The sequence below is a fragment of the Nocardioides bizhenqiangii genome, assembly GCF_034661235.1.
Lineage (GTDB): Bacteria > Actinomycetota > Actinomycetes > Propionibacteriales > Nocardioidaceae > Nocardioides > Nocardioides bizhenqiangii.
This window is the reverse complement of the sequence record NZ_CP141059.1, coordinates 3,577,843-3,603,734: the sequence shown is the minus strand read 5'-3', so window position 1 is coordinate 3,603,734 and position 25,892 is coordinate 3,577,843. Positions and strand designations below refer to the sequence as shown.

General features: G+C 71.9%; 23 protein-coding genes. 14 read left to right on the top strand and 9 right to left on the bottom strand.

Translation table 11 applies throughout. The features are described 5' to 3' along the window. Positions 1-15: 15 nt before the first annotated feature. Together SHK19_RS17465 and SHK19_RS17460 are read right to left on the bottom strand one after the other, a co-directional pair. Complete coding sequence (locus SHK19_RS17465) at positions 16-876, bottom strand: hypothetical protein (protein WP_322936999.1); 861 nt, start codon at positions 874-876, stop codon at positions 16-18. Between the two features lie 176 nt (positions 877-1,052). Continuing rightward, the gene (locus SHK19_RS17460) at positions 1,053-2,240 is read right to left on the bottom strand and encodes a THUMP-like domain-containing protein (RefSeq protein WP_322456299.1); all 1,188 of its coding nucleotides are present in this window, start codon (positions 2,238-2,240) and stop codon (positions 1,053-1,055) included. 209 nt (positions 2,241-2,449) lie between these two features. Between SHK19_RS17460 and groES the strand changes: the two genes are divergently transcribed. From groES to SHK19_RS17445, 3 genes are all read left to right on the top strand, one after another. Then, positions 2,450-2,749 (top strand): co-chaperone GroES, encoded by a 300-nt coding sequence (groES, locus tag SHK19_RS17455; RefSeq protein ID WP_322456300.1) that lies wholly within the window; start codon positions 2,450-2,452, stop codon positions 2,747-2,749. A gap of 87 nt (positions 2,750-2,836) precedes the next feature. Then, positions 2,837-4,462, top strand: a complete 1,626-nt coding sequence (gene groL, locus SHK19_RS17450; RefSeq protein WP_322456301.1) for a chaperonin GroEL — start codon at positions 2,837-2,839, stop codon at positions 4,460-4,462. Between the two features lie 85 nt (positions 4,463-4,547). Next, positions 4,548-5,312, top strand: a complete 765-nt coding sequence (locus tag SHK19_RS17445; protein ID WP_322936998.1) for a DUF1684 domain-containing protein — start codon at positions 4,548-4,550, stop codon at positions 5,310-5,312. Here the strand turns inward: SHK19_RS17445 and SHK19_RS17440 are convergent. Then, positions 5,289-5,588: a YciI family protein gene (locus tag SHK19_RS17440; protein WP_322936997.1), complete on the bottom strand. Its 300-nt coding sequence runs from the start codon at positions 5,586-5,588 to the stop codon at positions 5,289-5,291. The two genes, SHK19_RS17445 and SHK19_RS17440, sit on opposite strands and share 24 nt — an antisense overlap. A gap of 36 nt (positions 5,589-5,624) precedes the next feature. Here SHK19_RS17440 and SHK19_RS17435 point away from each other — a divergent pair, with 36 nt between their 5' ends. Then, the gene (locus SHK19_RS17435; RefSeq protein ID WP_322936996.1) at positions 5,625-6,491 is read left to right on the top strand and encodes a GNAT family N-acetyltransferase; all 867 of its coding nucleotides are present in this window, start codon (positions 5,625-5,627) and stop codon (positions 6,489-6,491) included. Positions 6,492-6,500: 9 nt separating this feature from the next. On the opposite strand, the gene SHK19_RS17430 is transcribed toward SHK19_RS17435, so the two are convergent. From SHK19_RS17430 to SHK19_RS17415, 4 genes are read right to left on the bottom strand one after another with little or no spacing between them, the layout of a single operon-like run. Next, the gene (locus SHK19_RS17430) at positions 6,501-7,718 is read right to left on the bottom strand and encodes an ABC transporter permease (RefSeq protein ID WP_322936995.1); all 1,218 of its coding nucleotides are present in this window, start codon (positions 7,716-7,718) and stop codon (positions 6,501-6,503) included. Beyond that, positions 7,715-8,452 carry an ATP-binding cassette domain-containing protein gene (locus SHK19_RS17425; RefSeq protein ID WP_438862040.1) on the bottom strand — a complete coding sequence of 246 codons (738 nt, stop codon included), beginning with the start codon at positions 8,450-8,452 and terminating at the stop codon, positions 7,715-7,717. Before SHK19_RS17425 ends, SHK19_RS17430 begins: the two co-directional genes overlap by 4 nt. Continuing rightward, positions 8,449-9,519 (bottom strand): peptidoglycan-binding domain-containing protein, encoded by a 1,071-nt coding sequence (locus SHK19_RS17420; RefSeq protein WP_322936994.1) that lies wholly within the window; start codon positions 9,517-9,519, stop codon positions 8,449-8,451. The genes SHK19_RS17425 and SHK19_RS17420 overlap by 4 nt, the downstream gene beginning before the upstream one ends. Further along, on the bottom strand, positions 9,516-10,073 hold the full coding sequence (locus SHK19_RS17415; protein ID WP_322456307.1) for a hypothetical protein: 558 nt from the start codon (positions 10,071-10,073) through the stop codon (positions 9,516-9,518). Before SHK19_RS17415 ends, SHK19_RS17420 begins: the two co-directional genes overlap by 4 nt. Before the next feature lie 182 nt (positions 10,074-10,255). Here SHK19_RS17415 and SHK19_RS17410 point away from each other — a divergent pair, with 182 nt between their 5' ends. Genes SHK19_RS17410 through SHK19_RS17395 form a run of 4 tightly spaced genes read left to right on the top strand, consistent with a single transcriptional unit; the run spans position 10,256 to position 14,691 of the window. Beyond that, a complete protein-coding gene (locus tag SHK19_RS17410; protein ID WP_322456308.1) occupies positions 10,256-10,912 on the top strand; it encodes a response regulator transcription factor in 657 nt (218 codons plus the stop codon). Beyond that, complete coding sequence (locus SHK19_RS17405) at positions 10,909-12,177, top strand: sensor histidine kinase (RefSeq protein ID WP_322936993.1); 1,269 nt, start codon at positions 10,909-10,911, stop codon at positions 12,175-12,177. Before SHK19_RS17410 ends, SHK19_RS17405 begins: the two co-directional genes overlap by 4 nt. A gap of 55 nt (positions 12,178-12,232) precedes the next feature. Beyond that, positions 12,233-13,690, top strand: a complete 1,458-nt coding sequence (locus SHK19_RS17400) for a cytochrome ubiquinol oxidase subunit I (protein WP_322938709.1) — start codon at positions 12,233-12,235, stop codon at positions 13,688-13,690. Continuing rightward, positions 13,687-14,691: a cytochrome d ubiquinol oxidase subunit II gene (locus SHK19_RS17395; RefSeq protein WP_322936992.1), complete on the top strand. Its 1,005-nt coding sequence runs from the start codon at positions 13,687-13,689 to the stop codon at positions 14,689-14,691. Before SHK19_RS17400 ends, SHK19_RS17395 begins: the two co-directional genes overlap by 4 nt. Before the next feature lie 6 nt (positions 14,692-14,697). Here the strand turns inward: SHK19_RS17395 and zwf are convergent, their stop codons facing one another. Beyond that, positions 14,698-16,158 (bottom strand): glucose-6-phosphate dehydrogenase, encoded by a 1,461-nt coding sequence (zwf, locus tag SHK19_RS17390; RefSeq protein ID WP_322456311.1) that lies wholly within the window; start codon positions 16,156-16,158, stop codon positions 14,698-14,700. 55 nt (positions 16,159-16,213) lie between these two features. On the opposite strand from zwf, the gene guaB reads away from it, so the two are divergent. The 4 genes from guaB (at position 16,214) to SHK19_RS17370 (ending at position 22,387) form a co-directional block, all read left to right on the top strand. Further along, positions 16,214-17,716 carry an IMP dehydrogenase gene (gene guaB, locus SHK19_RS17385; RefSeq protein ID WP_322456312.1) on the top strand — a complete coding sequence of 501 codons (1,503 nt, stop codon included), beginning with the start codon at positions 16,214-16,216 and terminating at the stop codon, positions 17,714-17,716. A gap of 160 nt (positions 17,717-17,876) precedes the next feature. Beyond that, positions 17,877-19,628: a hydroxysqualene dehydroxylase gene (locus SHK19_RS17380; RefSeq protein ID WP_322936991.1), complete on the top strand. Its 1,752-nt coding sequence runs from the start codon at positions 17,877-17,879 to the stop codon at positions 19,626-19,628. A 43-nt stretch (positions 19,629-19,671) separates the two neighbouring features. After that, positions 19,672-20,778: a GuaB3 family IMP dehydrogenase-related protein gene (locus SHK19_RS17375; RefSeq protein ID WP_322936990.1), complete on the top strand. Its 1,107-nt coding sequence runs from the start codon at positions 19,672-19,674 to the stop codon at positions 20,776-20,778. Between the two features lie 94 nt (positions 20,779-20,872). Further along, entirely contained in the window at positions 20,873-22,387 is a 1,515-nt protein-coding gene (locus SHK19_RS17370) for an MFS transporter (RefSeq protein ID WP_322456315.1), read from the top strand. A gap of 12 nt (positions 22,388-22,399) precedes the next feature. Here the strand turns inward: SHK19_RS17370 and SHK19_RS17365 are convergent, their stop codons facing one another. Further along, positions 22,400-23,131, bottom strand: a complete 732-nt coding sequence (locus tag SHK19_RS17365) for a dienelactone hydrolase family protein (RefSeq protein ID WP_322456316.1) — start codon at positions 23,129-23,131, stop codon at positions 22,400-22,402. Positions 23,132-23,363: 232 nt separating this feature from the next. On the opposite strand from SHK19_RS17365, the gene SHK19_RS17360 reads away from it, so the two are divergent. Both SHK19_RS17360 and SHK19_RS17355 read left to right on the top strand, forming a co-directional pair. Continuing rightward, a complete protein-coding gene (locus SHK19_RS17360) occupies positions 23,364-24,797 on the top strand; it encodes a coiled-coil domain-containing protein (protein WP_322936989.1) in 1,434 nt (477 codons plus the stop codon). Beyond that, positions 24,794-25,882, top strand: a complete 1,089-nt coding sequence (locus tag SHK19_RS17355; protein ID WP_322936988.1) for a DivIVA domain-containing protein — start codon at positions 24,794-24,796, stop codon at positions 25,880-25,882. The genes SHK19_RS17360 and SHK19_RS17355 overlap by 4 nt, the downstream gene beginning before the upstream one ends. Positions 25,883-25,892 lie beyond the last annotated feature (10 nt).

The following is a 25,892-nucleotide window of genomic DNA, read 5'->3' as shown; positions in this document are numbered from 1 at the left end:
GGCCGCTCGTTCGGGCTAGTCGGCCGGGCCGGTCTCGAACGCGACGGTCGAGGAGCGCTGCGTCGGCGTCCAGTCGACTGCGAGCGCCCAGTCGCCCGTCCGTACGTCGACCCGCAGGATCGTGGCCGCGCGCCCGTTGCCGCGCACGTAGGACACGAGCAGGTGGGCGCGGTCCTCCCAGGCCGCCGACCGGATCCTGCCGCGGATCCAGCTGCCGGGCGAGGGGAGCCTGGCCACTTGCTCACCGGTGACCTGGTCGACGACGAGCACCACCCCGCGTCGTACCGAGACCTCCGCGAGGCCCTCCGGCTGGGGTATCTCGGGCAGCTCGTCGCGGTCACGGTGGATGACCCGCGACCGGATCTCGCCCGTCGCGACGTCCGCCGTGTGGAGCCGGGGGGGCCGCCACTCCGAGCGTGAGACCTCGGACGGAGTGAATGTGATCCACCGCAGCGTGGAACCGTCAGGGCTCAGGACAGGAGTGCCGGCGACGGTGCCGATCTCGCGCACCCGGTTGCCACGCGCGTCCAGGAGCTCGACCCCGGCGGTGCCTTCGAAGTAGCGGTCGTCGACGACGAGGAACCCGTCCCCGAGGCGGGCGATCGCCGTGATCCCCCGATCCCGCGGCAGCTCGACGGTCCGGCCGTCGGGGGAGTGGTACGTGTGCCCGATGACGTACCCGATGGTCGGCGGGGGCCCGATCGGCAGTGCGTCGACCCACCCGATCGGGCCGGCGGGCGCCGTACTCACGGATGCGTCGGCAGACGTCGCGTCCGGCGACGGCGCCCCGTCGCGGTCGTCGCCCCCGCAGCCGGCGCCGACAACGACGAGCACGCCGACCACGGCCAAGGCGCCCATGACCCTCCGTGTGCTCACGTCCCTATGACGCGCCGGGGACGACCTCGGTTGCCCACCCCCCCGCGAATCGGGGGAGTTCGCCCGGCGAATCGGGCGAGTTCGCCCGGCGAACCGGCCGGATTCGACGGGTCAACTTCCCCGATTCGACGGGTGACCTTCCCCGATTCGGCGGGAGATTCCCCCCGATTCGACGGTCAGAAGGGGGAGACGAGAAGGGCGGTGCCGTGGCCGGCGACCCGGGTGAGCACCAGGGTGGCCTCCTCGTCGCCGGTGAGCGCGAGCCGCTTGCGCAGCGCGTCGGGTGCGACGTCGACGCCGCGCTTCTTGATGGTGAGGCGTCCGATGCCGCGCTCGCGGAGGGCGGCCCTGAGCTGCTTCTCGCGGTAGGGCAGGTTCTCGAGCACCCGGTAACCGCGGGCGAACGGTGTGCGGAAGGACTCGTCGGAGGTGACGTAGGCGATCCTGGCGTCCACCAGGTGTCCGTGGACGCCGGCCGCCACCGCGGTCACGAGACCGGCCCGGATCACCGCGCCGTCCGGCTCGTAGAGGAACGCGCCGACGTCGCCGACTCCGGTCTCCTCAATGCCCGGGTCGTCCTCGTCGGTCAGGGAGGCCAGGCCCCCGGCCTGCCCCGGGCCGGCCGAGGGGATGACGGTGGCCCGGCGGCTCGCGGTCGCCGTACGACCGGACCAGAGGGCGGCTTCCTTGACCTCGCCGCCGTCGCTCACCCACTCCGCCTCGACGTCGGGCGGCACCAGGGCGTGCGGGATGCCGGGGGCGACCTTGACGCACGCGTCACGGCGGAGCAGGCCCTCGATCCAGGTCCAGGGCGGCGCCCAGTCGTCGACATTGAAGGTGCGTCCGGCTCCGCTGCGCCGCGCGGGATCGGCGAACGCCAGGTCGAAGCCGCCGTGGTCGACCGTCGTCGCGTCGGCGACCTGGACCGCGCCGGGCAGCCCGAGCGCGGCCAGGTTGGCCTCGGCGATGGCCACGCGCACCGGGTCGAGGTCGACGCCGGCGCACACCAGCCCGGCGCGAGCACCGGCGATCAGGTCGCCGCCGATCCCGCAGCCGAGGTCGATCAGCGTGCGCGCGCCGAACGCTCCGTAGCGACCGGCCCGGTGGGCCGCGACCGACAGCCGGGTCGCCTGCTCGAGGCCGCTCGGCGTGAAGTACATCCGGTCCGCGAGCTCGCCGAACTTCGTGTGGCCGCGGTGTCTCAGCTCGACCTGGGTCATGGCCACGGCGACGGCGGCCGGCGACGCGTCCCGCCGCAGCTCGGCCTGCACCTGGAGCTCGGGCTCGTCAACGAGGTCAGTGGCTCTCGCCAGGAGCGCCTGCCCCTCGTCGGTGAGCAGCCACCGGAACGCCTCGAGGTCCACAGCACCGATCCTGTCAGACCCGCTCTGGCACTCGTTGAAGGAGAGTGCTAGTTTCGTGTTGGCACTCTCCACGTGAGTGTGCCAGCGCTTGCCGACGAGTGTGCGACCCCCGCGACGGCGTACTCCCCAAGGCAAGCCCCAACGTGGGTGGGCGCCAGCCCGCCAGACACCTGCACACACCCCGCACAAGAAAGTGGAGGTCGATCGACGTGTCGATCAACATCAAGCCGCTCGAGGACCGGATCGTCGTCAAGCCGCTCGACGCCGAGCAGACCACGGCTTCTGGCCTGGTCATCCCGGACACCGCCAAGGAGAAGCCCCAGGAGGGCGAGGTCCTCGCGGTCGGTCCCGGTCGCTTCAACGAGGACGGCGACGGCCGGATCCCGCTCGACGTGGCCGTGGGTGACAAGGTCATCTACAGCAAGTACGGCGGCACCGAGGTCAAGTACGGCGGCGAGGAGTACCTCATCCTTTCCGCTCGCGACGTCCTTGCCGTAGTCGGTTCCTGATCCCCGCGCCCGGACGTCATACGCGCCGCACCTCCCGAGGTGCGCGTCGTATGACGTCCGGGCGTGATCGTTCCTGAAGGAGAAGCAATGCCGAAGATCCTGGAGTTCGACGAGAATGCCCGGCGCGCTCTCGAGCGCGGCGTCGACAAGCTCGCCGACACGGTCAAGGTGACCCTCGGCCCCAAGGGCCGCTACGTCGTCCTCGACAAGAAGTGGGGCGCGCCCACCATCACCAACGACGGTGTGACCGTCGCGCGCGAGATCGAGCTCGACGACCCGTTCGAGAACCTTGGTGCCCAGCTCACCAAGGAGGTCGCCACCAAGACCAACGACATCGCTGGTGACGGCACCACCACCGCGACCGTGCTCGCGCAGGCGATGGTGCACGAGGGCCTCCGCGCGGTGGCCGCCGGCGCCAACCCGATGGGTGTCAAGCGCGGCATGGACGCCGCCGCGACCGCGGTGTCCGACGCACTGCTCGCCGCCGCCCGCGAGGTGGAGACGAAGGAGGACATGGCCAGCGTGGCCACGATCTCCAGCCGCGACAGCCACATCGGCGAGCTGCTCGCCGAGGCCTTCGACAAGGTGGGCAAGGACGGTGTGATCACCGTCGAGGAGTCCAACACCATGGGCACCGAGCTCGAGTTCACCGAGGGCATGCAGTTCGACAAGGGCTACATCTCGGCCTACTTCGTCACCGACCCGGAGCGGATGGAAGCGGTCATCGACGACCCCTACATCCTGCTGCACCAGGGCAAGATCTCCGCGATCGCCGACCTGCTGCCGCTGCTCGAGAAGGTCATCCAGGCCGGCAAGCCGCTGTTCATCCTTGCCGAGGACGTCGACGGCGAGGCGCTCTCCACGCTCGTGGTCAACAAGATCCGCGGCACCTTCACCGCGGTCGCGGTGAAGAGCCCGGCGTTCGGTGACCGGCGCAAGGCGATGATGCAGGACATCGCGATCCTGACCGGCGGTCAGGTCATCGCGCCCGAGGTCGGCCTCAAGCTCGACCAGGTCGGGCTCGACGTGCTCGGCCAGGCCCGCCGCATCGTGGTCACCAAGGACAGCACCACGATCGTCGACGGCGCCGGCGACCCGGCGCAGGTCGAGGGTCGCGTCAACCAGATCAAGCAGGAGATCGAGGCGGCCGACAGCGACTGGGACCAGGAGAAGCTCCAGGAGCGTCTCGCCAAGCTCGCCGGCGGCGTCTGCGTGATCAAGGTCGGCGCCGCCACCGAGGTGGAGCTCAAGGAGAAGAAGCACCGCATCGAGGACGCCGTGTCGGCGACCCGGGCCGCGATCGAGGAGGGCATCGTCCCCGGCGGTGGCTCTGCGCTCATCCACGCGGTCTCGGTGCTCGACAAGGACCTCGGGCTGACCGGCGACGAGGCGGTCGGTGTCCGCATCGTCCGCAAGTCGGCCGACGAGCCGCTGCGCTGGATCGCCGAGAACGGCGGCGTCAACGGCTACGTCGTGACGACCAAGGTGCGCGAGCTCGGCGTCGGCAACGGCTACAACGCGGCCACCGAGGAGTACGGCGACCTGGTCGCCCAGGGCGTCCTCGACCCGGTCAAGGTGACCCGCTCGGCGCTGGTCAACGCGACCTCGATCGCTGCGATGCTGCTGACGACCGAGACCCTGGTCGTCGACAAGCCCGAGGAAGAGGAGCCCGACGCGGCCGGTCACGGCCACGGTCACGGCCACGGGCACTGATCCACCCGGCTCATCCCAACGTCGACCCGGCGCGTTCAAACGCGCCGGGTCGACGCAATTCGGGCCTACGGGGCAGGATCGGGGCGTGGCTGGAGACTTTCTCGGGGAGTGGCAGGCGTTCCGTGCCCAGCGCGAGGCGCGGCTGACCGCCCCGCACGGCTTCCTGTCGATCACCGGGCTGTACTGGCTGACGGAGAAGCGCAGGCAGTACGACGGCGCCCCGGGGGTCTGGTGGCTCGGTGCCGACGGCGTCGAGGTCGAGCTCGGTCCGGACGAGGCCCTGACGATCGACGGCCGCGAGCTCCGCGGGCACCAGGTGCTGGGCGCGGTCGACGATCCGGGGATCCGCGCCACCGCCGGGGACGTGGAGATCGAGGTGGCCAGGCGCGACAGCGCCGTCCTCCTCCGGCCGCGCGACCCGGGCCACGCGCTCCGTGCCGGGTACCGGCCGACGCCGACCTACCCGCCCTCGCCCGACTGGGTCGTGCGCGCGACGTTCCACCCCTTCGACGGTGAGCGACCGGTCGACGACGCGGTCGCCGAGGTGGCGTTCACCCTCGCGGGCGAGCCTGTCCGACTGGTCGCGTACGACGACGACGGCGGGCTGTGGCTCGTGTTCGCCGACGCGACGACCGGCCGGACGACGTACGGCGCCGGGCGCCAGCTCTACACGCCGGCACCTGCGGCGGACGGCAGCCTCGTGCTCGACTTCAACCGCACCATCAACCTGCCGTGCGCCTACACCGACTACACCACCTGCCCGGTCCCGCTGCCGCAGAACCGGCTGCAGGTCGCGATCGAGGCAGGCGAGCAGACCCCGGCGCCGTCAGTCGCGTCCGCGCAGCAGTGACACGCGCATCTCGCGGAGCTCGCCGGCCACGACACCGCGGGCGATCGCCGGGTCGGACTCCATGACCGCGCGGGCAGCCGACTCGTCCGGTGCGTCGAAGATGCACAGGCCGGTGTTCGTCGAGCCGAGCGTGGGCCCGGCCAGGATCAGGACCCCGTCGGCCAGCAGCCTCGACAGGTGCTCGAAGTGGTCGCCGAAGACCGCGGCCTCGTCGTCGGTCATGGTGGCCGCGAAGTCGTCCCGCGGCGGGTGGAGGAAATAGACCCAGGTCGGCACGGCGCCAGGGTGCCACGGATGCGGCATGCTGGGTACATGTTGTGGAGGGTGCGCACGAACCTGCCGGACCGTCCCGGCAAGCTGGCCCCCCTTGCCCAGGAGTGCGGCAAGGCCGGTGCCAACATCGGCGCGGTCCAGGTGTTCACCGGCCGCACACCGGGCACCGCAACCATCGAGCTCGTCGTCCGGACGCCCGACGACTGGAGCGAACCGGACGTCATCCAGATGGTGCGCCGGGCCGGTGGCGACTCCGTGGTCACCCACGAGGTCAACCGGCACGCCCTCGACGACCAGCCGACGCGGTACGTCAAGGCGGCCCAGCAGATCCTCGACCATCCCGAGACGTTCCCCGACGTCGTCGCCCACCTCTTCGACGCCGACGTCGAGCCGACCCACGGGACCGAGGACGTCCTCGAGATGCAGGTCGGCAACGCCGTGATCCAGATCCGGCGGGAGACGCCGTTCACCCCGGCCGAGCGGGTCCGCGGCTCCGCACTCGCCGAGCTCGTGAGCGACGTCCTGAGCCGCCAGTCGCCGAAGGCGCCGGACACCGGTGGCGGCGCCCAGCCGACGTCCGTCGCGGGCGACAACGAGGTGTCGGTGCTGGTGAGCGGTCGGGTCATCGGGCGGGCGTCGTTCGAGCCGGGTGCCGCCGGTGACGAGCCCTGGCCGGTGGACATGTGGGTCGACCCGTCCTGGCAGCGGCGGGGCATCGGCACCCGTCTGCTCTCCGACATCGCCCGGATGGCACGCAGGCAGGGCGCCGAGGAGATCGTGCTCACCGCGCCGTCGGACAGCCAGTCGGTGCTGCCGATGGTGCTCTCCGCCGGCCTGCGCGGCCGGATCCGGATGGCCGGCGACACCGTCACCGTGCGGATCGCGGTCAACGAGCTGCGGACCTGACGCCAGCGCTCACGGGGCAGCGAGCGCCTCGGTGGGCGGGAGCCGGGATGCGCGAACGGCCGGGTAGAGCCCGGCGATCCCGCCGATCACGACGGTGGCGGCCAGCCCGGCGAGCACCGACCACATGGGTACGACGGCGATCCAGGCCTGGGTGGCCGCATAGCCGAACGTGACGGCGGTGCCGATCGCCGCGCCGGCCAGCCCGCCGAGCGACGACAGTAGGAGCGACTCGGTGAGGAACTGGGTGCGGATCTGGCCACGGGTCGCCCCCAGTGACCGGCGCAGGCCGATCTCCGCCCGACGTTCGAGGACAGAGATCACCATCGTGTTCGCCACCCCGACGCCGCCGACGAGCAGCGCCACCGCACCGACACCGAGGAGCAGACCCGTGAGGGCTTGGTCAGCGGCCTGCTGTGCCTCGAGCGCGTCCGAGGGCTGGGAGACCTCGACCTCGTTGGGAGCCGCCGGGTTGGCGGTCGCCGCGAGCACGGCCTGCACTGCCGTCACCTGGTCCTCCGCGGCGCGGGTGTAGAGCGTCGTCGCGTGCCCGTCGAAGCCGAGCTCGCTCCGTGCGATCTGCCACCCCGTCAACGCCGCGGTGTCGAGCTCGGGCGCGAGGGCAGAGGGCTCCAGGATCCCCACGACGGTGAAGTACGTCCCGCCGATCAGCACCTGGGTGTCCGGGCCCGGCGCACCGATGCCGAGCCGCTCCGCGGCGAGCGATCCGAGGACGACCGCCGGATATCTCGCGGTCGCGTCGTTGAGCCAGGTGCCCTGTGCCACGGTCGTGCTCGTCGTGGCCAGGAGCCCGGTCCGGACGGCGTAGGCCACCACCCCGTTCGTCTCCTCGGCCGGGATCTTGTCGGTCCGGTAGACGTCGGCGTCAGCCACGCGACCGGTCGCCGACACGTCTTCCACCGGCGCGATCCGCTCAACCATCGACTCCGCGGCGAGCGGCAGCACGGCCGTCCCGCCGATCATGGTGCTGCCGTTGTTCGCGGTCAGCAGGTTGGTCCCGAGTGCGTCGAGCTGCGCGTCCAGGTCGGCGCGGGACGACGACGAGATCCCGACGACCGCCACCATGGCCGAGATCCCGATGGCGATGCCGAGGGAGGAGAGGAACGCGCGCATCGGCCGGGTCCGCAGACCGAACGCGCCCACCCGCAACACGTCCGGTACGGCGAGCCGGGCGGGCCGGAGCCGCTCGGTCGATGCCGGGCCGCTCATCGGAGCACCCCCGGGCGGCCGGCGACGGCGTCGGTCGCCGAGTCCTCGACGACCAGTCCGTCCCGCAACCGGATCCGCCGCGGCAGGCTGTCGGCGATGTCAGGGTCGTGGGTGATGATCACCACCGTGGTGCCGTCCCGGTGCAGGCTGCGCAGGAGCGTCATCACGCCGGCTCCCGCGGCAGAGTCGAGTGCTCCGGTCGGCTCGTCGGCCAGCAGCAGCGGTGGATCGCCTGCCGTGGCCCGCGCGATCGCGACCCGTTGCTTCTCGCCGCCCGACAGCTCGTGCGGCCGGTGCTCCATGCGGTGCGCGAGCCCGACCCGCTCCAGCGCGAGCGCGGCTCGACGTCGCCGCTCGCGCATCCGCTGGCCGGTGTAGAGCAGCCCGTCCGCGACGTTGTCGAGCGCCGACCTCCCGCCGGCGAGGTGGAACTGCTGGAAGACGAACCCGACGTAGCGGGAGCGGAGGGCGGACAGCCGGGCGTCGGAGAGAGCAGCGACCTCGTGGCCGGCGACCCGGACGCTTCCCGACGTTGGCCGGTCCAGGGTCCCGAGCGCGTGCAGCATCGTCGACTTGCCCGATCCCGAAGGGCCGACGATCCCGACCAGCTCGCCCCGTGAGATCCGCACGGTGACGCCGGCCAGCGCCTGCACCCCGCCGGCGTACTCCTTGCGGACCTCGTCGAGCTCGATCATGGGCGCGGTCGAGCGGGTGATCGGTCGGGTGGTCATCATTCGGGCACCCCCACGACGGTCCCTTCCGTGATGCCGGCGCCCGACACCTCGACCCGGCCGCCGGAGAAGAGCCCGGCATCGACGGCGACGTACTCCGACGAGCCGTCCTCGACGACCTCGAGCCCGAAGCCGCCCTCGCTCAGCGCGACCAGCGCCGCCACCGGCACGATCAGCACGTTCTTGCGCCTGCCCGCGGTGAAGGTGACGTCGACCGCCGCGGCGTCGTACTCCCGGGCGCGCTCGCGGGCTTCGCCGCCCTGCAGCTCGGCGACCACGACCACGGTGGTGCTGGTGTCGGACTCCTCGCCGGACTCGCCCTCGGTCACCTCGGTCGAGACGTCGACCACGGTCACCGGCGCCGACGAGCCGTCGGGCAGCGTCACCTCGGCCTCGGTGCCGATCTCCGCCAGCCGGCGGTCGCTGGGGTCGACCTCGACCGTCACCGCGGGCGTCGTCCCGGTCACCGAGAGCATGGTCGAGCCGGGGGCCACGGCGTCGCCGAGACCGGCCGTCACGGTCGCCACGCGGGCCGGGCCGTCGAGGACGACGACGTCGGCCATCGCGAGCGTGCCGGTCTCCTCGACGCCCAGGTCCTCCTGCCAGTCCTCGAGCGCGACCGCTGTGTAGTAGGTGAACTCGCCGTCAACCTCGAAGCCGCGGTAGCCGAGTGCCCACAGGTTCTGCTCGAGCTGGCGGACGTCGCGGCCCTCGTCGCCCTGGTCGAGGTCGCGGAACGGCGGGACGTCGCCGTACAGCAACGGCACCGCGTCGGCGTCGACCTCGTAGAGCGCCTCGCCGCGCCGTACGACGTCGCCCTCGGCGGGCAGCCAGGTGACGGTGCCGGCGAGCCGGGTGGCCAGCGACCGTTCGGCGCCATAGCCGAGAGTCCCGCCCTCGGTTGCGGAGTCGACGAGGGTGCCGCGGGTGACCTCTGTGGTCGCTGGCGGCAACCCGTCGTCGGAGGACGCCTCGGCATCGCCATCGCGTCCGACGACGACCACGGTGATGACCGCGGCCGCCGCCGCCACGGCGACGGCGCCGGCGACCACCCGACTGCGGACGCTCACCACATCCCCCCGTCCTGCAGCTCTCCCAAGATGTCCTGGCAGGCCTCCTGGGCCGCCTCGAAGTCGGGGTCCTCGGCGATCTCCGGGGTGATCCGCATGCCTCCCTCGTCGGCCTCGGGGTCCGTGAACGCCTCGACCCCGTTGTCCCGCATGCACTGCGCGTACTCGAGCATCGCCTCGTTGTCGATGGGCTCACCGCCGCCGGGTCCGCCGTCCGGTGCGTACTCGCGGCATGCCTCCATCGCCGCGTCGACCGTCGCCCGGTCGACCTCGGGGCCGAACATCAGGTCGAACGCCTCGCCCTCGGCCGGGTCCTCGACGTCGAGGCCGTTGTCCCGCAGGCACTGCGCGAACGCCAGCATCCGGTCGCGTTCGTCCATGTCCTCCGCTCCTTCGGCACCGTCGCCGCCGTCCTCGGTGGCCTCGCCGCCGGCGCTGGCAACCCCGCCGCCGTCGTCCTCGTCACCACATCCGGTCAGCGCCAGCGCCAGGGGCAGCCCGAGGGCCAGCAGCCCGGCCGCGGCCCGGTAGCGGATCCCGTTGATTGTGATCACACGTCCTCCTCTGGTTGGTTGGCGTGGCTGCCCCGCCCGGTCCCCCGACGGCGGCGGGCGGGACGCCACGTGGTCCATGCAAGTGGCGCGCCCGTTTCTCCGCTGTTCGGTGATGGCTAACGTCGAGGAAACGCGGGCGGCGACAGGCTGGCCGCGACCCGTCGACGAAGAGGTAGAGCCGGATGCGCGTGCTGGTGGTGGAGGACGAGCCGCAGCTCGCGACGGCGGTGGCGGAGTGGCTGCGGCAGGAGGCGCACGCGGTCGACGTGGCGCTCGACGGAGGCGAGGCGCTCGAACGCATCGGGGTCAACCAGTACGACGTCGTGGTGCTCGACCGCGACCTGCCGGTCGTGCACGGCGACCGCGTGTGCCGCGAGATCGTCGCCGGCGATGCGGACACCCGGGTGCTGATGCTCACCGCGGCGACCGCGGTGACGCAGCGTGTCGAAGGACTCGCGCTGGGCGCCGACGACTACCTCACCAAGCCGTTCGCCTTCCCTGAGCTGGCGGCGCGGGTGCTGGCGCTCGGTCGGCGGTCGAGGCCGGCCGCGCCTCCGGTGCTGCGACGCGGGGAGATCACGCTCGACCCGGCTCGACGCGAGGTCTTCCGTGGCACCCGCTACGTCCCCCTCGCGCGCAAGGAGTTCGCGGTGCTCGCGGAGCTGCTCCTGGCCGACGGCGCTGCGGTGTCCGCGGAGCAGCTGCTCGAGAAGGCGTGGGACGAGCATGCCGACCCGTTCACCGGCGCGGTCCGGCTCACCGTGCACAAGCTCCGGCGCAAGCTCGGCGAACCCGCCCTGGTCGAGACCGTCACCGGCGTCGGGTACCGGATCCCATGAAAACTCCCACGGGCGTGAGCGTCCGCATCCTGCCGCGGCGGCTGACGCTGCGCGCGCGGCTGACGGTGATCTACGGCGGCCTGTTCTTCGCGGCCGGCGTCGTCCTGCTGGCCGCGACCTACATCCTCTTCCTCGAGCAGCTCGAGCCGTCGGGCGACCGGGTGCTGTTCGAGGGAAGGATCCAGGAGCCGACCGAGACCGCCGCGGATCCGCGCGACCTGGACAGCATCGAGATCCAGACGCCCGAGGGCGACGTGCTCAAGGGGCCGGACGCACGGAAGTGGCTGGTCGACCAGGAGGATTCGGTCCGGCATGCCGCGGGTGAGTCGCTGCTGGTCCAGGGCGGCATCGCCCTCCTCGTCGTGGGCGGGCTCGCGACCGGCCTCGGGTGGTTGGCCGCCGGTCGGGTGCTGTCCCCGCTGCACCGGGTGACCGCCACCGCGCACCGGATCTCGGCCGCACCCGCCGCCGACATGGGACTCCACGAGCGGATCGGCCTGGCCGGTCCCGACGACGAGGTGAGGGAGCTCGCCGTCGCGTTCGACTCCATGGTCGAGCGGCTCGACCGGTCCTTCGCCGGACAGCGTCGCTTCGTCGCCAACGCCTCCCACGAGCTGCGCACGCCGCTCACGGTCAGCCGGGCGATGGTCGAGCTCGCGATGCATCGGCCGGAAGCGTCCGCCGACCTGCGCACCCTGGGCGCGGACCTGCTCGCCCTCAACGAACGTCACGAGCGGTTGATCAGCGGCCTGCTCGACCTCGCCGGTGCCGAGAACGAGCCGCTCGACCGACAGCCGGTCGACCTCGCCGACATCGTCGAGCACGTCGTCGAGCTGACGGCCGACGAGGCCGAGGAGGCCGGCGTCGAGGTGACGGAGGAGGTCGTCGGGGCGACGACCCAGGGCGACGCCCTGCTGCTCGAGCGGCTGGTCGCCAACCTCGTCGAGAACGGCATCCGCCACAACGAGCGGGGCGGCTGGGTGCGGGTCGTGAGCGGCCCCGGCGCCGATGGCGGGGTCCGGGTCGAGGTGTCGAACACCGGTCCCGTGGTGTCGTCGTACGACGTCGCGGGGCTGTTCCAGCCGTTCCGCCGGCAGGCCGGCGACCGGCTCGTCGTCGACCGCGGGGTCGGCCTCGGCCTGTCGATCGTGGAGGCGATCGTGCGCGCGCACGACGGCTCCGTCGACGCGCGACCCCGCGACGGCGGGGGGCTCGTGGTGACCGTCCGGCTGAGAGGGGACGACGCCGCGCCAGCGGGTTCGTGAAATGATTCACAAACCCGTGAACCGCTGCTGACGCGGGCGTAGCGTCGAACGCGTGATGATGCCTGCTCTCCTCGCGGACACCGTCCAGCTCGTCGCGACGGTGGAGCCCGAGGGGCTGCTTCCGGCCCGCCAGCAGATGGCGCTCTCGCTCGGCTGGCACATCGTGCTCGCCTGCTTCGGCGTCGCGTTCCCCGCCATGATCCTCGTGATGCACCTGCGCGGCATCCGGCGTGACGACCCGGTCGCGCTCGAGCTGGCGAAGCGGTGGTCGAAGGTCTCCGCCGTGCTGTTCGCGATCGGCGCGGTCTCGGGCACCGTCCTCAGCTTCGAGATGGGCCTGCTCTGGCCGGGGCTGATGGGCACCTACGGCGACGTGCTCGGGCTCCCGTTCGCCTTCGAGGGGCTGTCCTTCTTCGTCGAGGCGATCTTCCTCGGCATCTACCTCTACGGCTGGGGCCGGATGCCGCCCAAGCGGCACGTGCTCATGCTCGTGCCGATGGCGATCGCCGGCGTCGTCGGCACGTTCTGCGTGCTCGCGGTGAACGCCTGGATGAACGCACCTGCCGGGTTTCGCCTGGTCGACGGCCAGGTCACCGACATCGACCCGTGGGCCGCGATGTTCAACGACCAGGTCTGGCTGCAGTTCGCGCACATGTGGGTCGCGGCCTACATGGTCGTGGGATTCAGCGTCGCCGGCGTCTACGCCGTCGGCATGCTGAGAGGTCGACGGGACGAGCACCACCGGCTGGGCTTCATCGTGCCCTTCGTGTTCGCGACGGTCGCCGCGCTGACGCAGCCGTTCGTGGGCCACCTGCTCGGGGGAGGACTCGACGAGCGCCAGCCCGCCAAGCTCGCGTCGTTCGAGCTCGCCGACACCACCGAGAGCCCGTCGCCCCTCCGGATCGGCGGGATCTACGTCGACGGCGAGGTCCGTGGGTCCATCGACATCCCGGTGCTGGGCTCGGTGATCGCGATGAGCTCGCTCAGCGATCCGGTGCCCGGTCTGGACGAGATCCCGGAGGAGGACCGGCCGCCGGTGAACCTGACGCACTGGGCGTTCCAGTCGATGGTCGGCATCGGGACCCTGCTCGCGGCGTCGGTCTCTCTGTTCTGGTTCCTGCGCTGGCGCGGCCGCAACCTGCTCGAGAGGCGCTGGTTCCTGCGCTTCGTCTCGATCAGCGGGCCGTTGGCCGTGCTCGCGCTCGAGTCCGGCTGGATCGCCACCGAGGTCGGGCGTCAGCCGTGGATCGTCTACGGCTTCATGCGCACCGAGGAGGCGGCCGGCGACTACTCCGGCCTGTGGTGGCTACTGGGCACTACCGCAGTGGTCTACGCCGCGATGACGGCAGGTGCGGTCGTCGTGCTCCGCTCGATGGCCCGGCGCTGGCGCGCCGGCGAGACCGACCTGCCCAGCCCCTACGCTCCGCAGACCGTGGGGGAGCGGACGAATACCCTGCGAAGTTCTTCTCCCCCGCTTCGCTCCTCCGAACAACTTCGCGGGGACCCCGAATGATGAGCCTGGAGGTCGCGGTCGCGGCCGCCATGTTCGTCGGTGTCGTCGCGTACGCCGTGCTCGGCGGCGCCGACTTCGGGTCCGGGTTCTTCGACCTCACGGCCGGCAGCAGCCGGCGTGGTGCGGAGATGCGGACCCTGGTGGACCACAGCATCGGACCGGTCTGGGAGGCCAACCACGTCTGGCTGATCTACGTGCTGGTGATCTGGTGGACCGGGTTCCCCGAGTCGTTCGCGGCGGCGATGACGACGCTCGTCCTGCCGCTGCTGCTCGCGCTGCTCGGGATCGTGCTGCGAGGGGCGAGCTTCGCGTTCCGGAAGTACTCCGCCACCCTCGGTCAGGCCAGGCTCTTCGGAGTGATCTTCGCGACCGCGTCGATCCTCACGCCGTTCTTCCTCGGCACCGTGGCCGGCGCGATCGCCTCCGGCCGGGTACCGGCCGAGGGGGTCGGCGACCGCTGGTCGTCCTGGCTCAACCCGACCTCGATCTTCGGTGGCTTGATCGCGGTCGGCACCTGCGCGTTCCTCGCCGGTGTGTTCCTCGCCGCCGACGCCGCGCGCAGCGACAAGGTCCGGCTCGCGGAGGACCTGCGCCTCCGGGCCCTGGTGGTCGGAGCCGTCACCGGCGTGGTCGTGCTGGTCGCGCTCGTGCCCGTCTCGGAGGACGCGCCCACGCTGAGCGAGGGCCTCGCCGGGCGGGCGGCGGCGCTGGTGGTCGTCTCGGCGCTCGCCGGTACGGCGACGCTCTGGCTCCTGTGGGAGCGTCGCTACTCCCTCGCCCGCTGGCCCGCCGTGGTCGCGGTGGCGTCCGTGGTGTCGGGCTGGGGCGTGGCGCAGTACCCCTGGCTGCTCGTCGACGAGGTGCGCATCGTCGACGCGGCCGGCGCGAGCGCGACCCTGCAGGCACTCCTGGTCGCGGTCGGGCTCGCGGTGGTGGTCGTCCTTCCGCCGCTGGCCTATCTCCTCCGACTCACCCAGAGCGAGGAGTGGTCGCGGCACTAGACGCGTCTAGCTCGTCAGCGACCGCTCCGGCGGGTGGTTGCCGAGCCGCCAGCCGCCGAGCGGCAGGTCGATCGCGTCCTGCGGGCCCCACGAGCCCTGCGGGTAGGGCTGGCACGCCGGCCGGCGGTCGAGGACCGGCTGGCAGATCTCCCACAGCCGCTCGACCTCGTCGGAGCTGATGAACAGGGTCCGGTCGCCGCGCATCACGTCGAGCAGGAGGCGCTCGTAGGCCTCGAGCGGGTCCGAGTCGGGCACGTCGCACACCAGGTCGAGCCGGAACACGCCTTCCACGATCTCCATGTCAGGACCGGGTCGCTTGGCGCGGACGTCGATCGCGATCCGCGGCTGGTCGGCGAGCTCGATGACCAGCTCGTTGGGCGCCGGTGGGCCGCCGTCGGCCGGCTTGAGCCAGCGGTGCCGCGGGTCGGAGAACCGGATCGTGATCGTCCGCCGGCCCTCGGCCATCGCCTTGCCGGTGCGCAGGTAGAACGGGACGTCGCGCCACCGGTCGTTGTCGATCCAGATCTCGATGGCGACGAGGGTCTCGACGTCGGAGGCGGGTGCGACGTCTGGCTCGTCCCGGTAGCCGTCGTACTGACCGAAGATCACGCGGTCCGGGTCGAGCGGCCGGACCGACGCGAACACGGCCGCCTTAGCCGCCCGCAGCGCGGACTCCCGGTAGGCGTGCGGGTCCTCGAGCGCCACGAAGCCGAGCAGCTGGCACAGGTGGGTCGTGACCATGTCGCGCAGGCAGCCGGTGCCCTCGTAGAAGCTGCCGCGGCCCTCGACGGTGAGCTTCTCCGGCACGTCGATCTGCACCGACTCGATGGTGTGCCGGTTCCACGCCGGCTCGAACAGCCCGTTGGCGAAGCGCAGGGCGAGGATGTTCTGCACCGCCTCCTTGCCGAGGAAGTGGTCGATCCGGAAGATCTGCGCCTCCTCGAAGGCGTTGCGGAGCACGACGTCGAGCGCCCGGGCGGTCGTCAGGTCGGTGCCGAACGGCTTCTCCGCGACCAGTCGCGAACGGTCGACCAGGTCCTCCTTCGCGAGCATCCCCACCATGTCCTTGACCGCCGAGGGCGGCACCGAGAGGTAGAGCAGCCGTCGTACGTCGGAGAGCAGGCAACCCGCGTCCTCGAGCAGCCGGTCCTCTGCCTGGCGCACGGCCTCGGCAAGGTCGGTGCCGTCGTCGGCGGAGGAGGCGACGAAGGAGATCCGCTCCAGGAGCGGGTCGGCGACCGAGTCGTCGACCTCCTTGACGAACTCGTGGAGCGCGGCGCGCACCTGGCCGCGGAACTCGTCGTCGGTGCCGGGGGAGCGGCGGCCGCTGCCGATCACCGCGAGGTGCTTCGGCAGCCGGCCGGCCGCCGCCAGCCGGTAGAGACCGGGGAAGAGCTTGCGGGAGGCCAGGTCGCCGGTCGCACCGAAGAGGACCAGCACGTGCGGAGGCAGCGGGGCAGGAGTCACTTCTACAGTCTGTCCCGGTTCCGGTGATCGACGCGACCCCGCGTAGGATTCCGTCATGGAGGTCCCCGAGAAGTTCGCGTCCCTCGGTCTCACCTACGACGACGTCCTGCTGCTGCCCGGTCACTCCGACCTGGCGCCCGACGACATCGACCTGACCACGCGGCTCACGCGTGAGATCACCATCAAGGCGCCGCTCGTCAGCGCGGCGATGGACACCGTCACCGAGTCGCGGATGGCGATCGCGATGGCCCGGCAGGGCGGCATCGGCATCCTGCACCGCAACCTCTCGTCCGAGGAGCAGGCCTACCAGGTCGACCTCGTGAAGCGGACCCAGACCGGCATCATCTCCAACCCGGTCACCATCGGACCTGACGCGACGCTCGAGGAGCTCGACCGGATCTGCGGCGAGTACCGCGTCTCGGGCCTTCCCGTCGTGGACGCCGACAACCGGCTGCTCGGCATCTGCACCAACCGCGACCTGCGGTTCACCCCCGTCGCGGAGTGGGCGACCACCAAGGTCGACGAGGTGATGACCCCGATGCCGCTGGTCACCGGACCGGTCGGTATCAGCAGGGACGACGCCACCATGCTGCTGCGCAAGCACAAGCGCGAGCGGCTGCCGCTGGTCGACGAGGCCGGGCGGCTCGGCGGGTTGATCACGGTCAAGGACTTCGTGAAGTCGGAGCAGTTCCCCGATGCCTCGAAGGACGGCCAGGGCCGGCTCATGGTCGGCGCCGCGATCGGCTACTTCGGCGACGCCTGGCAGCGGGCCACCGCGCTCATCGACGCCGGTGTCGACGTGCTCGTCGCCGACACCGCCCACGGCCACGTCACCCTCCTCCTCGACATGGTCAAGCGGCTCAAGACCGACCCCGCCACCCGCCACGTGCAGGTCATCGGCGGCAACGTCGCGACGCGGGACGGAGCGCAGGCCTTCGTCGACGCCGGCGCCGACGCCGTCAAGGTCGGCTTCGGCCCGGGCTCGATCTGTACGACGCGCGTCGTCACCGGATGCGGCGTACCCCAGGTCACCGCCGTCTACGAGGCCTCCCTCGCGGCCAGGCCCGCCGGCGTACCCGTGATCGCCGACGGCGGCCTCCAGCAGTCCGGTGACATCGCCAAGGCGATCGTCGCCGGTGCGGAGTCGGTGATGATCGGCTCGATGCTCGCCGGCTGCGAGGAGTCGCCCGGCGAGGTGATCTTCGTGCAGGGCAAGCAGTTCAAGGCCTACCGCGGCATGGGTTCGCTGGGCGCGATGTCGTCGCGTGGAAAGAAGTCCTACTCCAAGGACCGCTACTTCCAGGCCGAGGTCACCAGCGACGACAAGATCGTCCCCGAGGGCGTCGAGGGCCAGGTCGCCTACCGCGGACCGCTCTCCGCGGTCGCCCACCAGCTGCTCGGCGGACTCAACCAGTCGATGTTCTACGTCGGCGCGCGCACCATCCCCGAGCTGCAGGAGAAGGGCCGGTTCATCCGGATCACCTCGGCGTCGCTCAAGGAGAGCCACCCCCACGACGTCCAGATGACCGTCGAGGCCCCTAACTACCACGGTGCTTGATGGCGCGAGCGTGTCGCTCGTTCCTCGCTTCCTACGCTCGGTCCGACGCGTTTTCAGCTATGGCCGGCTGCTTTGGTCGCCCGGTTGACGGGTGCAGGACCCTTCGGTCAGACTCCCGTTAACCGACATGAGTGTCGGTTAATGAAGACGGGTGGTCGGCATGGGGTCGCTTTCTCGACGCAGCGTGCTGCGTGGGTCCGGGGTCGCGGCGGCTGCGATGGCCGTCGGGCCGCTGTCGCCGGCACTCGCGCTGGACCGGCGCCGGGTGGCCGTGCTCGGCGGCGGGATGGCCGGCCTCGCCGCCGCCCACGAGCTGGTCGAGCGCGGCTTCGAGGTGACCGTCTACGAGCGGAAGGCGCTCGGCGGCAAGGCGCGCAGCATCCCGGTGCCCGGCACCGCGCGGGGCGGCCGCCGCGCACTCCCCGGTGAGCACGGCTTCCGGTTCTTCCCGGGCTTCTACCACCACATCCCCGACACGATGGCGCGGATCCCTTTCGGCTCCAACGAGAACGGCGTCTTCGACAACCTGGTCTCGGCGGGGATGCCGCTGTTCCCGCGCTCGGGGGGTCGTGACGACCAGAACCTGTTCGGGCTGATCCCGGACCCACGGCACCTGGCGACGCCGGACGCGGTCAAGCGCTTCATCGTCAACGAGCTGCTCGGCGGCAACATGATCTCCCCGGTCGACGCGACGTACTTCGCAACCCGGCTGGTCGTCTTCCTCTCCAGCTGCGACGAGCGGCGCCTCGGGCAGTGGGAGCAGACCTCGTGGTGGGACTTCGTGCGCGCCGAGCAGCGATCGCCGGAGTACCAGACGGTCGCCGCCCGTGGTCTCACCCGGGCGCTCGTCGCCGCCAAGGAGGAGATCGCCAGCACCCGCACCATCGGCAACATGGCCGAGGCGTTCCTCTACTCGTTCGCCGGGGTGGGGACCAACGGGCGCCCGCCCGACCAGATCCTCAACGGGCCGACCAACGAGGTGTGGATCGACCCCTGGGTCGACCTGTTGCGCAGCAAGGGTGTCCGGTTCCGGTCGGCGACCACGATCACCGGGCTCCAGGTCGCGGGCGGCCGGATCACCGGAGCCCGCGCCCGCACCGCGTCCGGCCCGGCCACGATCGACGCGGACTGGTTCGTCTCCGCCATGCCGGTCGAGCGGGTGACCCGGCTGCTCTCGCCCGCCGTGCTGCGGGCGGACCCCAGCCTCGAGGGCTTGCGCGGGCTGGTGACGGACTGGATGAACGGCATCCAGTTCTACCTGAAGCGGCCGGTCACCATCACCGACGGTCATCTGGCATTCCTCGACTCGCCCTGGTCGCTCACCGGGATCCTCCAGGCAGGGCACTGGACCAACGACTTCGCGGCGACGTACGGCGACGGCACGGCGGTCGACTGCCTGTCGGTCGACGTGTCCGACTGGACCACACCCGGGATCCTCTACGGCAAGCCCGCCAACCGGTGCACCAAGGCGGAGGTGCGGGCCGAGGTCTGGGCGCAGATGAAGGCGTCGCTCGAGGACACCGGCGCGTCGGTGCTGCCCGACGACGTCCTCCACTCGTTCTTCCTCGACCCCGCGATCAAGTGGGACCCGGTCAGCCGCCGCAACTCCAACGACGAGCCGCTGCTCATCAACACGGTCGACTCCTGGAAGCTCCGGCCGACCGCGCGGACCGCGCTCTCCAACCTGTTCCTGGCCGGCGACTTCTGCCGCACCAACGTCGACCTGGCGACGATGGAGGGCGCCAACGAGTCCGGCCGTCAGGCCGCCAACGCGATCCTCGCGGAGTCCGGCGCGGGTGGCGCGCCCGCCCCGATCTACCGGCTGCACCGCCCGCCGGAGTGGGAGGCGCTCAAACTCGTGGACCAGCAGCTCTACCGGCTGGGTCTCAAGAACACGTTCGACGTCGGCTGACGCCTCGAACGGCGAGGAGGGAGAGGCTCACTACACTGCTCCGGTGAGCGAGATCGAGATCGGCCGCGCCAAGCGCGCCCGCCACGCGTACTCCTTCGACGACATCGCGATCGTGCCGTCCCGGCGCACCCGCGACCCCGAGGAGGTGAGTGTCGACTGGCAGATCGACGCCTACCGGTTCTCGCTGCCGATCCTCGCCGCTCCGATGGACTCGGTGATGTCCCCGGAGACCGCCATCGCCTTCGGGCGGTACGGCGGCCTCGGTGTGCTCAACCTCGAGGGCATCTGGACGCGCTACAGCGACCCGGAGTCGCTGCTGGAGGAGGTGGCCGGTCTCCAGGGCGACGCCGCGACCCATCGGCTCCAGGAGATCTACTCGGAGCCGATCAAGCCGGAGCTGATCACCGAGCGGCTGCGGCAGGTCCGCGAGGGCGGGGTGACCGTCGCCGGCTCGCTCTCGCCGCAGCGCACCAAGGAATTCGCGAAGGTGGTGACCGATGCGGGCGTCGACCTGTTCGTCATCAGGGGCACCACCGTGAGCGCCGAGCACGTCTCCAGCCAGGCCGAGCCCCTCAACCTCAAGGAGTTCATCTATGAGCTCGACGTGCCGGTCATCGTCGGCGGCTGCGCGACCCACCAGGCCGCGCTCCACCTGATGCGCACCGGTGCGGCCGGCGTGCTCGTCGGGTTCGGCGGAGGCGCTGCGCACACCACCCGCACCGTGCTCGGCGTCGCCGTACCGATGGCCTCCGCGGTGGCCGACGTCGCCGCCGCCCGCCGTGACTACCTCGACGAGTCCGGCGGCCGCTACGTCCACGTGATCGCCGACGGCTCGATCGGTCGCTCCGGCGACCTTGCCAAGGCGATCGCGTGCGGTGCCGACGCGGTGATGGTCGGCTCGCCCTTCGCCCGCGCCACCGACGCGCCTGGTCGCGGCTTCCACTGGGGCGCCGAGGCGCACCACCACGACCTGCCGCGGGGGCAGCGGGTGCAGTTCGAGCAGATCGGCTCGATCGAGGAGATCCTGTTCGGCCCCAGCCGGGTCGCCGACGGCACCATGAACCTGGTCGGCGCGCTCAAGCGCTCGATGGCCACCACCGGCTACACGGACCTCAAGGAGTTCCAGCGGATCGAGGTCGTCGTCGAGTAGACCGGGCGGAGCCCGGGCTACGTCCGACGACGAGATCGAGTGCGCCCGCCCGCGCGAGCTTGCGAGCGGGGGCGACGGCGTGTATCGAGATCCAGTGACTTCGACGCCGGTCGGTGAGCCGATCCTTCGCATGGGCAGCGCGCGTGGCCGCTGGGTACTGCTGACCACCGTGCTGGGCTCCGGCCTGGCGCTGCTCGACGCGACCGTCGTCAACGTCGCCCTCGGCCGGATCGGGGAGGACCTCGACGCCGGGTTCGAGGGGCTGCAGTGGACGATCAACGCCTACACGCTGACGCTGGCCGCCCTGATCCTGCTCGGCGGCTCGCTCGGTGACCGGCTCGGTCGGCGTCGGATCTTCCTCATCGGCGTGGTGTGGTTCGCGCTCGCCTCGCTGCTCTGCGGACTGGCGCCCAACATCGAGACGCTCATCGCCGCCCGCGGCCTGCAGGGGGTCGGCGGTGCGCTGCTGACGCCCGGCAGCCTGGCGATCATCGCCGCGTCGTTCCACAGCGAGGACCGGTCGGCGGCGGTCGGCGCCTGGTCCGGCCTCGGCGGCATCGCCGCCGCGATCGGACCGCTCGTCGGCGGTTGGCTGGTGGAGCTCAACTGGCGGCTGGTCTTCCTGGTGAACGTCCCGGTCGCCGTGGTGATCATCGTGGTCGCGGTCCGTCACGTCCCCGAGAGCCGCGACCCCGAGGCGGCCGGTCGGCTCGACGTGACCGGTACGACGCTCGCAGCCGTGGGGCTCGCTGCGCTCACGTTCGGGCTCACCCGCGCCGGCGAGGCCGGCTTCAGCGGGTCGGTCATCGCCACCGTCGGCGCCGGGCTCGCTTGCCTGGTGGCGTTCGTGGTGGTCGAGGCGCGGTCGGCGGCACCGCTGGTGCCGTTGGAGCTCTTCCGCAACGCGCAGTTCAGCGCGGCCAACGTCGTCACGTTCCTGGTCTACGCCGCGCTCGGCGTGATCTTCCTGCTGCTCGTGCTGCAGCTCCAGGTCGTCGCCGGGTGGTCGCCGATCGTGGCCGGGTCGGCGATGCTGCCGGTCACGGTGATCATGTTGGCGTTCTCGTCACGCGCAGGTGCGCTCGCGCAGCGGATCGGGCCGCGGCTGCCGATGACCCTCGGTCCGCTGCTGTCGGCCGGCGGGGTGCTCTGGTTGAGCGGGGTCGGCGCCGACGCGTCGTACCTCGGCGACGTCCTGGCGCCGGTGCTGCTCTTCGGCGCCGGGCTGGCGCTGATGGTCGCGCCGCTGACGGCGACCGTCCTCGACTCCGCCGAGGACCGGCACGCCGGCATCGCGTCGGGCGTCAACAACGCCGTCGCCCGCACCGCCGGTCTGCTGGCGGTCGCCGTCATCCCGGTCGCGGCCGGCATCGCCGGTGCGGACTACACCGACCCGGCTGCGTTCGACGACGGCTACGGCAACGCCATGCTGATCAGCGCCGGACTGCTGCTCGTCGGTGCCGCGTGCGCAGCCGCCTTCATCCGGAAGCCCCTCGCCACCGCCGCCGAGCCGGCAACCGCGGGTGACCAGCGGGTGCGGGTCGAGGAGTGTGTGCACTGCGGCGTCTCCGGACCGCAGCTGCACCCCACCTGTCGCTCGCCGGAGTGAGGCTCAGCCCGCTCAGCCCGCGAGCTTCTCCTTGAAGAAGGCGAGGACGCGATCGACCGCCTCCTGCTGCCGGTGGAGGGTCAGCGTCGAGTGCTTGACCCCGGGGAACTCCACGGCGATGAAGTTGTCGCCCAGCTCGTCGCGGAGCCTGTCGAAGCGGCCGCCGACCGCGAGGTCGTTCTTGTAGCGCAGCCCGAGGACCTGGCAACCCGCGCTGACCTTCTCCTTCACCGCGTCGAGGTCGGCCGGGCTGAGACCGAGGTCGCGGCTGCGGCCGGGGGTCACGGCGAACGGCGCCGACGGCTGCGCGAGGACGGGAGCCGCGATCGCGGCGTCCGCCAGCATGGCGAGCGCATAGCCGCCGGTGAAGCACATGCCCACCGCCCCGACGCCCGGGCCGCCCAGCTCCGCGTGCAGGTCCCGGGCCAGCGCCCGCAGCCAGGTGGCCACCGGTGTCGTGGTGTTGGTCGCCATCCGCAGGAACTCACGGCTGACGCAGATCTCTCGGGCGGCCTGAGCCATCGACCGGGGGCCGACCTTTGCGTTCGGCGTGCCGAAGAGGTGCGGCATGACGACGGTGTGTCCCTGCTCGACGACCTCCTCTGCGAAGGCGAGCACCTGCGGGGTGATCCCCGGGATCTCGTGGATGACGATGACGCCCGGCCCCTCGCCCTTGCGGTACGTCGGGTGCGTGACGCCGTCGTCGGTGAACTCGCTGCGGGTCCAGCCCGGGAGGTCGCTCATGGGCGTGAGACTAGATGACTGAACCCAAGGTCTCGCGCGCTGCGCGACGCTCATCATCCGCTCTGGCGGCGTTGCCGACGCTGGAAAGACGCCCAGTCTGACTGCGCATCGGCGCCTTGCCAGCGTGGCGCTGAGCGCCGCTCGCTAGCACGACCCCTTGGAATCAGCCATCTAGGACACCTCGTCGCGACCCGGCCCGCACCCATCGCGTCATGCCTGGCATGATCGGCGCATGGAGCGGGAACGGCCCGCACTCGGGAAAGCAGTCACGGGCACGGTGGGCACGGAGGGTGCCGCCGCCGTTCTCCTGCGACGCGCCCAGGAGATCGCCGACCAGCTCCACCGCGAGGCCGCGGAAGAGGCGGCTCGAGCCACGGCCGAGGTCCGGGCTCTCCGTGAGGAGGCTCAGCGACGTCACGACGAGACGCGAGCCGCAGCCGAGCAGGTACGCGCTGCAGCCGAGCGCGACCGGGACCTCGCCGCCCGGCGACTCGCCGACGCATCGGGCGAGGCCCGCGCGATCGTGGCGGACGCGAACGAGCAGGCCGCCCTGCTGACCGGAGCGGCCGAGGCCGAGCGCGATCGGGTGCTCGACGAGGGGAGGCAGCAAGCAGACGGGCTCCGGGAAGCCGCGGCAGAGCTTCTTGCTCGCGGCGAGGCGGCAGCGGAGCGGACAGCCCGGGACGCCGAGTCCACGGCCGCCGGGGTGCTCGAGCGTGCCCGTGTGGTCGCGGTGGAGCGCGAGACCGCGGCGGCCGACCACGCGACGATGATCGTGGCTGCCGCCGTTGCCGACGCCGAAGCCACCTTGGGCACGGCGTCCGCCGAGGCCGAGGCTCTGCGCGAGGCTGCGGAGCAGGAGGCTGCCCGGCTCCGCAGCGATGCCGAGAAGGAGCTCGCTGCCCATCTCGCCGAGGCGGAGGGCGCCGTACACACTGCGCGGCTCGAGGCCGACCGGCTGCTCTCGGCGGCACGGGAGGAGGCGGAGAGCGAGCTGGGCCGGGCTGCCGAGCAGACCGCCTGGGCCAAGCGCACGGTCGACGCGCTGCTGGCCGCTGCCGCTGCGGAAGGGGAGGCGATCCGGTCCGCCGCCCATGCCGACGCCGGTGCCTACCTGGCCAGGATCCGACGCCGAGTCCAGGCAGTGATCGCTGGAGTGACCGCGCGGCTGCGGGAGGAGGTGGCGGAGGCCGATCGCCGGGCCGACGAGCTCCACGCCGCTGCCGCTGCGGCCCTGGCAGCCGCCGAGAGCGAGGCGGCGGCAGTACGGTCCGATGCCGACGAGCGGGCGCGCGCGACGCTGGCGGAGTCCGAGGCCGCGGCCACCGTCATCGTGGAACGTGCCGAACGCCGCAGAGCCGAGTCCGAGGCCGGCGCGGGTGCGTTGCGCGCCCAGGTCGCCGACGAGGTCACCGCCGCGCGCCGTGACGGCGCAGAGGCGCTGCGCAGGAGCCGGGAGGAGAGCGCCCAGCTCCTGGCCGACGCCCAGGCCGACGCCGACCGGGTGCGTGATCAGGCCCGCCAGGTGCTGTCGGACGCCCGCGCCGAGGTCGCTGCGCTACGCGGCCGCCGCGACGAGATCGCCCTCGAGCTCACCCAGCTGTCCGGAGTCATCGAGGCGCTGGCCGTGTCCGAGTCCACCCCCCCAACCGAGGAGCAACCATGACCCAGTCCGCCCCCAACTTTCGCACGGTGATGCGAGGTTACGACCCGGTCGAGGTCGATCGGGCGCTCGCCGAGCTGCAGCAGCGGGTGGCTGACAGGGAGGCGTCGGCCGCCGAGCTCGAGGCGCGCTACCAGGAAGCCACCAGTGCGGCCGAGGCTTCGTCCGCCGCGAAGGCCGCTGCCGAGGCCGCCGCGGAGGAGGCCGTCAGCCGTGCGGCCGCACAGGTGGCCGCTGCCGAAGAGGCAAGCTCCGCGCAAGCGGTCACGTTCGAGCACATGGGCGCGCGGGTCGGCCAGATCCTTGCCCTGGCCGAGGAGGAGGCCACCGAGCTGCGCGAGCAGGCCCGGGCCGAGGCGGAGGACACCCGGAAGCTCTCCGACCAGGCCGCTGTCACCGTCCGCGACGAGGCCGACCAGTACGCCGAGCAGCGCCGCCGGGATGCCGACGCCGAGGCGACGCGTCTCCTCGCCGACGCCCGGCGCGCCGCCGACGACGAGCGCGACGCGGCGGAGCGGGACGCCTCGGCCCGGCGGCAGGAGGGCGAGGCCATCTTCGAACAGCAGCGCGCCAACGCCGCGAAGGCCGCCGCGGACTTCGAGGCCACCTTGGCCGAGCGCCGAGAGCGCACCGCCGCTGAGTTCCGCCAGCAGCAGACCGAGACGCACGCGCAGCTCGAAGCATTGGCGCAGCAGGTGGTAGAGGCCCGCGCAGCGGCGCAGCGGGAGCAGGAGGCCGCCGAGGCGGAAGCGCGACGGGTCGTCACCGACGCGGAGGAGCGGGCCGCTGCGGTCATCACCGAGGCGCGGACGACCGCCGACCGGATCCGAGCCGAGTCCGACCGCGAGCTGGCCGCGGCGAGCCAGCGCCGCGACAGCATCAACGCACAGCTCACCAACGTGCGGCAGATGCTCGCCACCTTGTCCGGCACGAGCGCCGGGCCGACGCCCGATCCGGCGTCCGCTGCTGACGAGCCGACGACGGAGGTCGAAGCCGGGTCGGTGGCGGCCGATCGCGATGCGTCGGTGCCGGAGGAGCAGCCCGAGGATGCTCCGGAGGAACGCGAGGACGAGAACGCAGGAGGGTGATCGGCGCCCC

Excerpts from the sequence above, each read along its gene's own strand:
- SHK19_RS17400 (WP_322938709.1), top strand. The coding sequence starts at position 12,233 with ATGATGCCTGCTCTCCTCGCGGACACCGTCCAGCTCGTCGCGACGGTG.
- SHK19_RS17405 (WP_322936993.1), top strand. The coding sequence starts at position 10,909 with ATGAAAACTCCCACGGGCGTGAGCGTCCGCATCCTGCCGCGGCGGCTG.
- groL (WP_322456301.1), top strand. The coding sequence starts at position 2,837 with ATGCCGAAGATCCTGGAGTTCGACGAGAATGCCCGGCGCGCTCTCGAG.
- SHK19_RS17435 (WP_322936996.1), top strand. The coding sequence starts at position 5,625 with ATGTTGTGGAGGGTGCGCACGAACCTGCCGGACCGTCCCGGCAAGCTG.
- SHK19_RS17380 (WP_322936991.1), top strand. The coding sequence starts at position 17,877 with ATGGGGTCGCTTTCTCGACGCAGCGTGCTGCGTGGGTCCGGGGTCGCG.
- guaB (WP_322456312.1), top strand. The coding sequence starts at position 16,214 with ATGGAGGTCCCCGAGAAGTTCGCGTCCCTCGGTCTCACCTACGACGAC.
- SHK19_RS17430 (WP_322936995.1), bottom strand. The coding sequence starts at position 7,718 with ATGAGCGGCCCGGCATCGACCGAGCGGCTCCGGCCCGCCCGGCTCGCC.
- SHK19_RS17425 (WP_438862040.1), bottom strand. The coding sequence starts at position 8,452 with ATGATGACCACCCGACCGATCACCCGCTCGACCGCGCCCATGATCGAG.
- SHK19_RS17365 (WP_322456316.1), bottom strand. The coding sequence starts at position 23,131 with ATGAGCGACCTCCCGGGCTGGACCCGCAGCGAGTTCACCGACGACGGC.
- SHK19_RS17355 (WP_322936988.1), top strand. The coding sequence starts at position 24,794 with ATGACCCAGTCCGCCCCCAACTTTCGCACGGTGATGCGAGGTTACGAC.
- SHK19_RS17360 (WP_322936989.1), top strand. The coding sequence starts at position 23,364 with ATGGAGCGGGAACGGCCCGCACTCGGGAAAGCAGTCACGGGCACGGTG.
- SHK19_RS17410 (WP_322456308.1), top strand. The coding sequence starts at position 10,256 with ATGCGCGTGCTGGTGGTGGAGGACGAGCCGCAGCTCGCGACGGCGGTG.
- SHK19_RS17395 (WP_322936992.1), top strand. The coding sequence starts at position 13,687 with ATGATGAGCCTGGAGGTCGCGGTCGCGGCCGCCATGTTCGTCGGTGTC.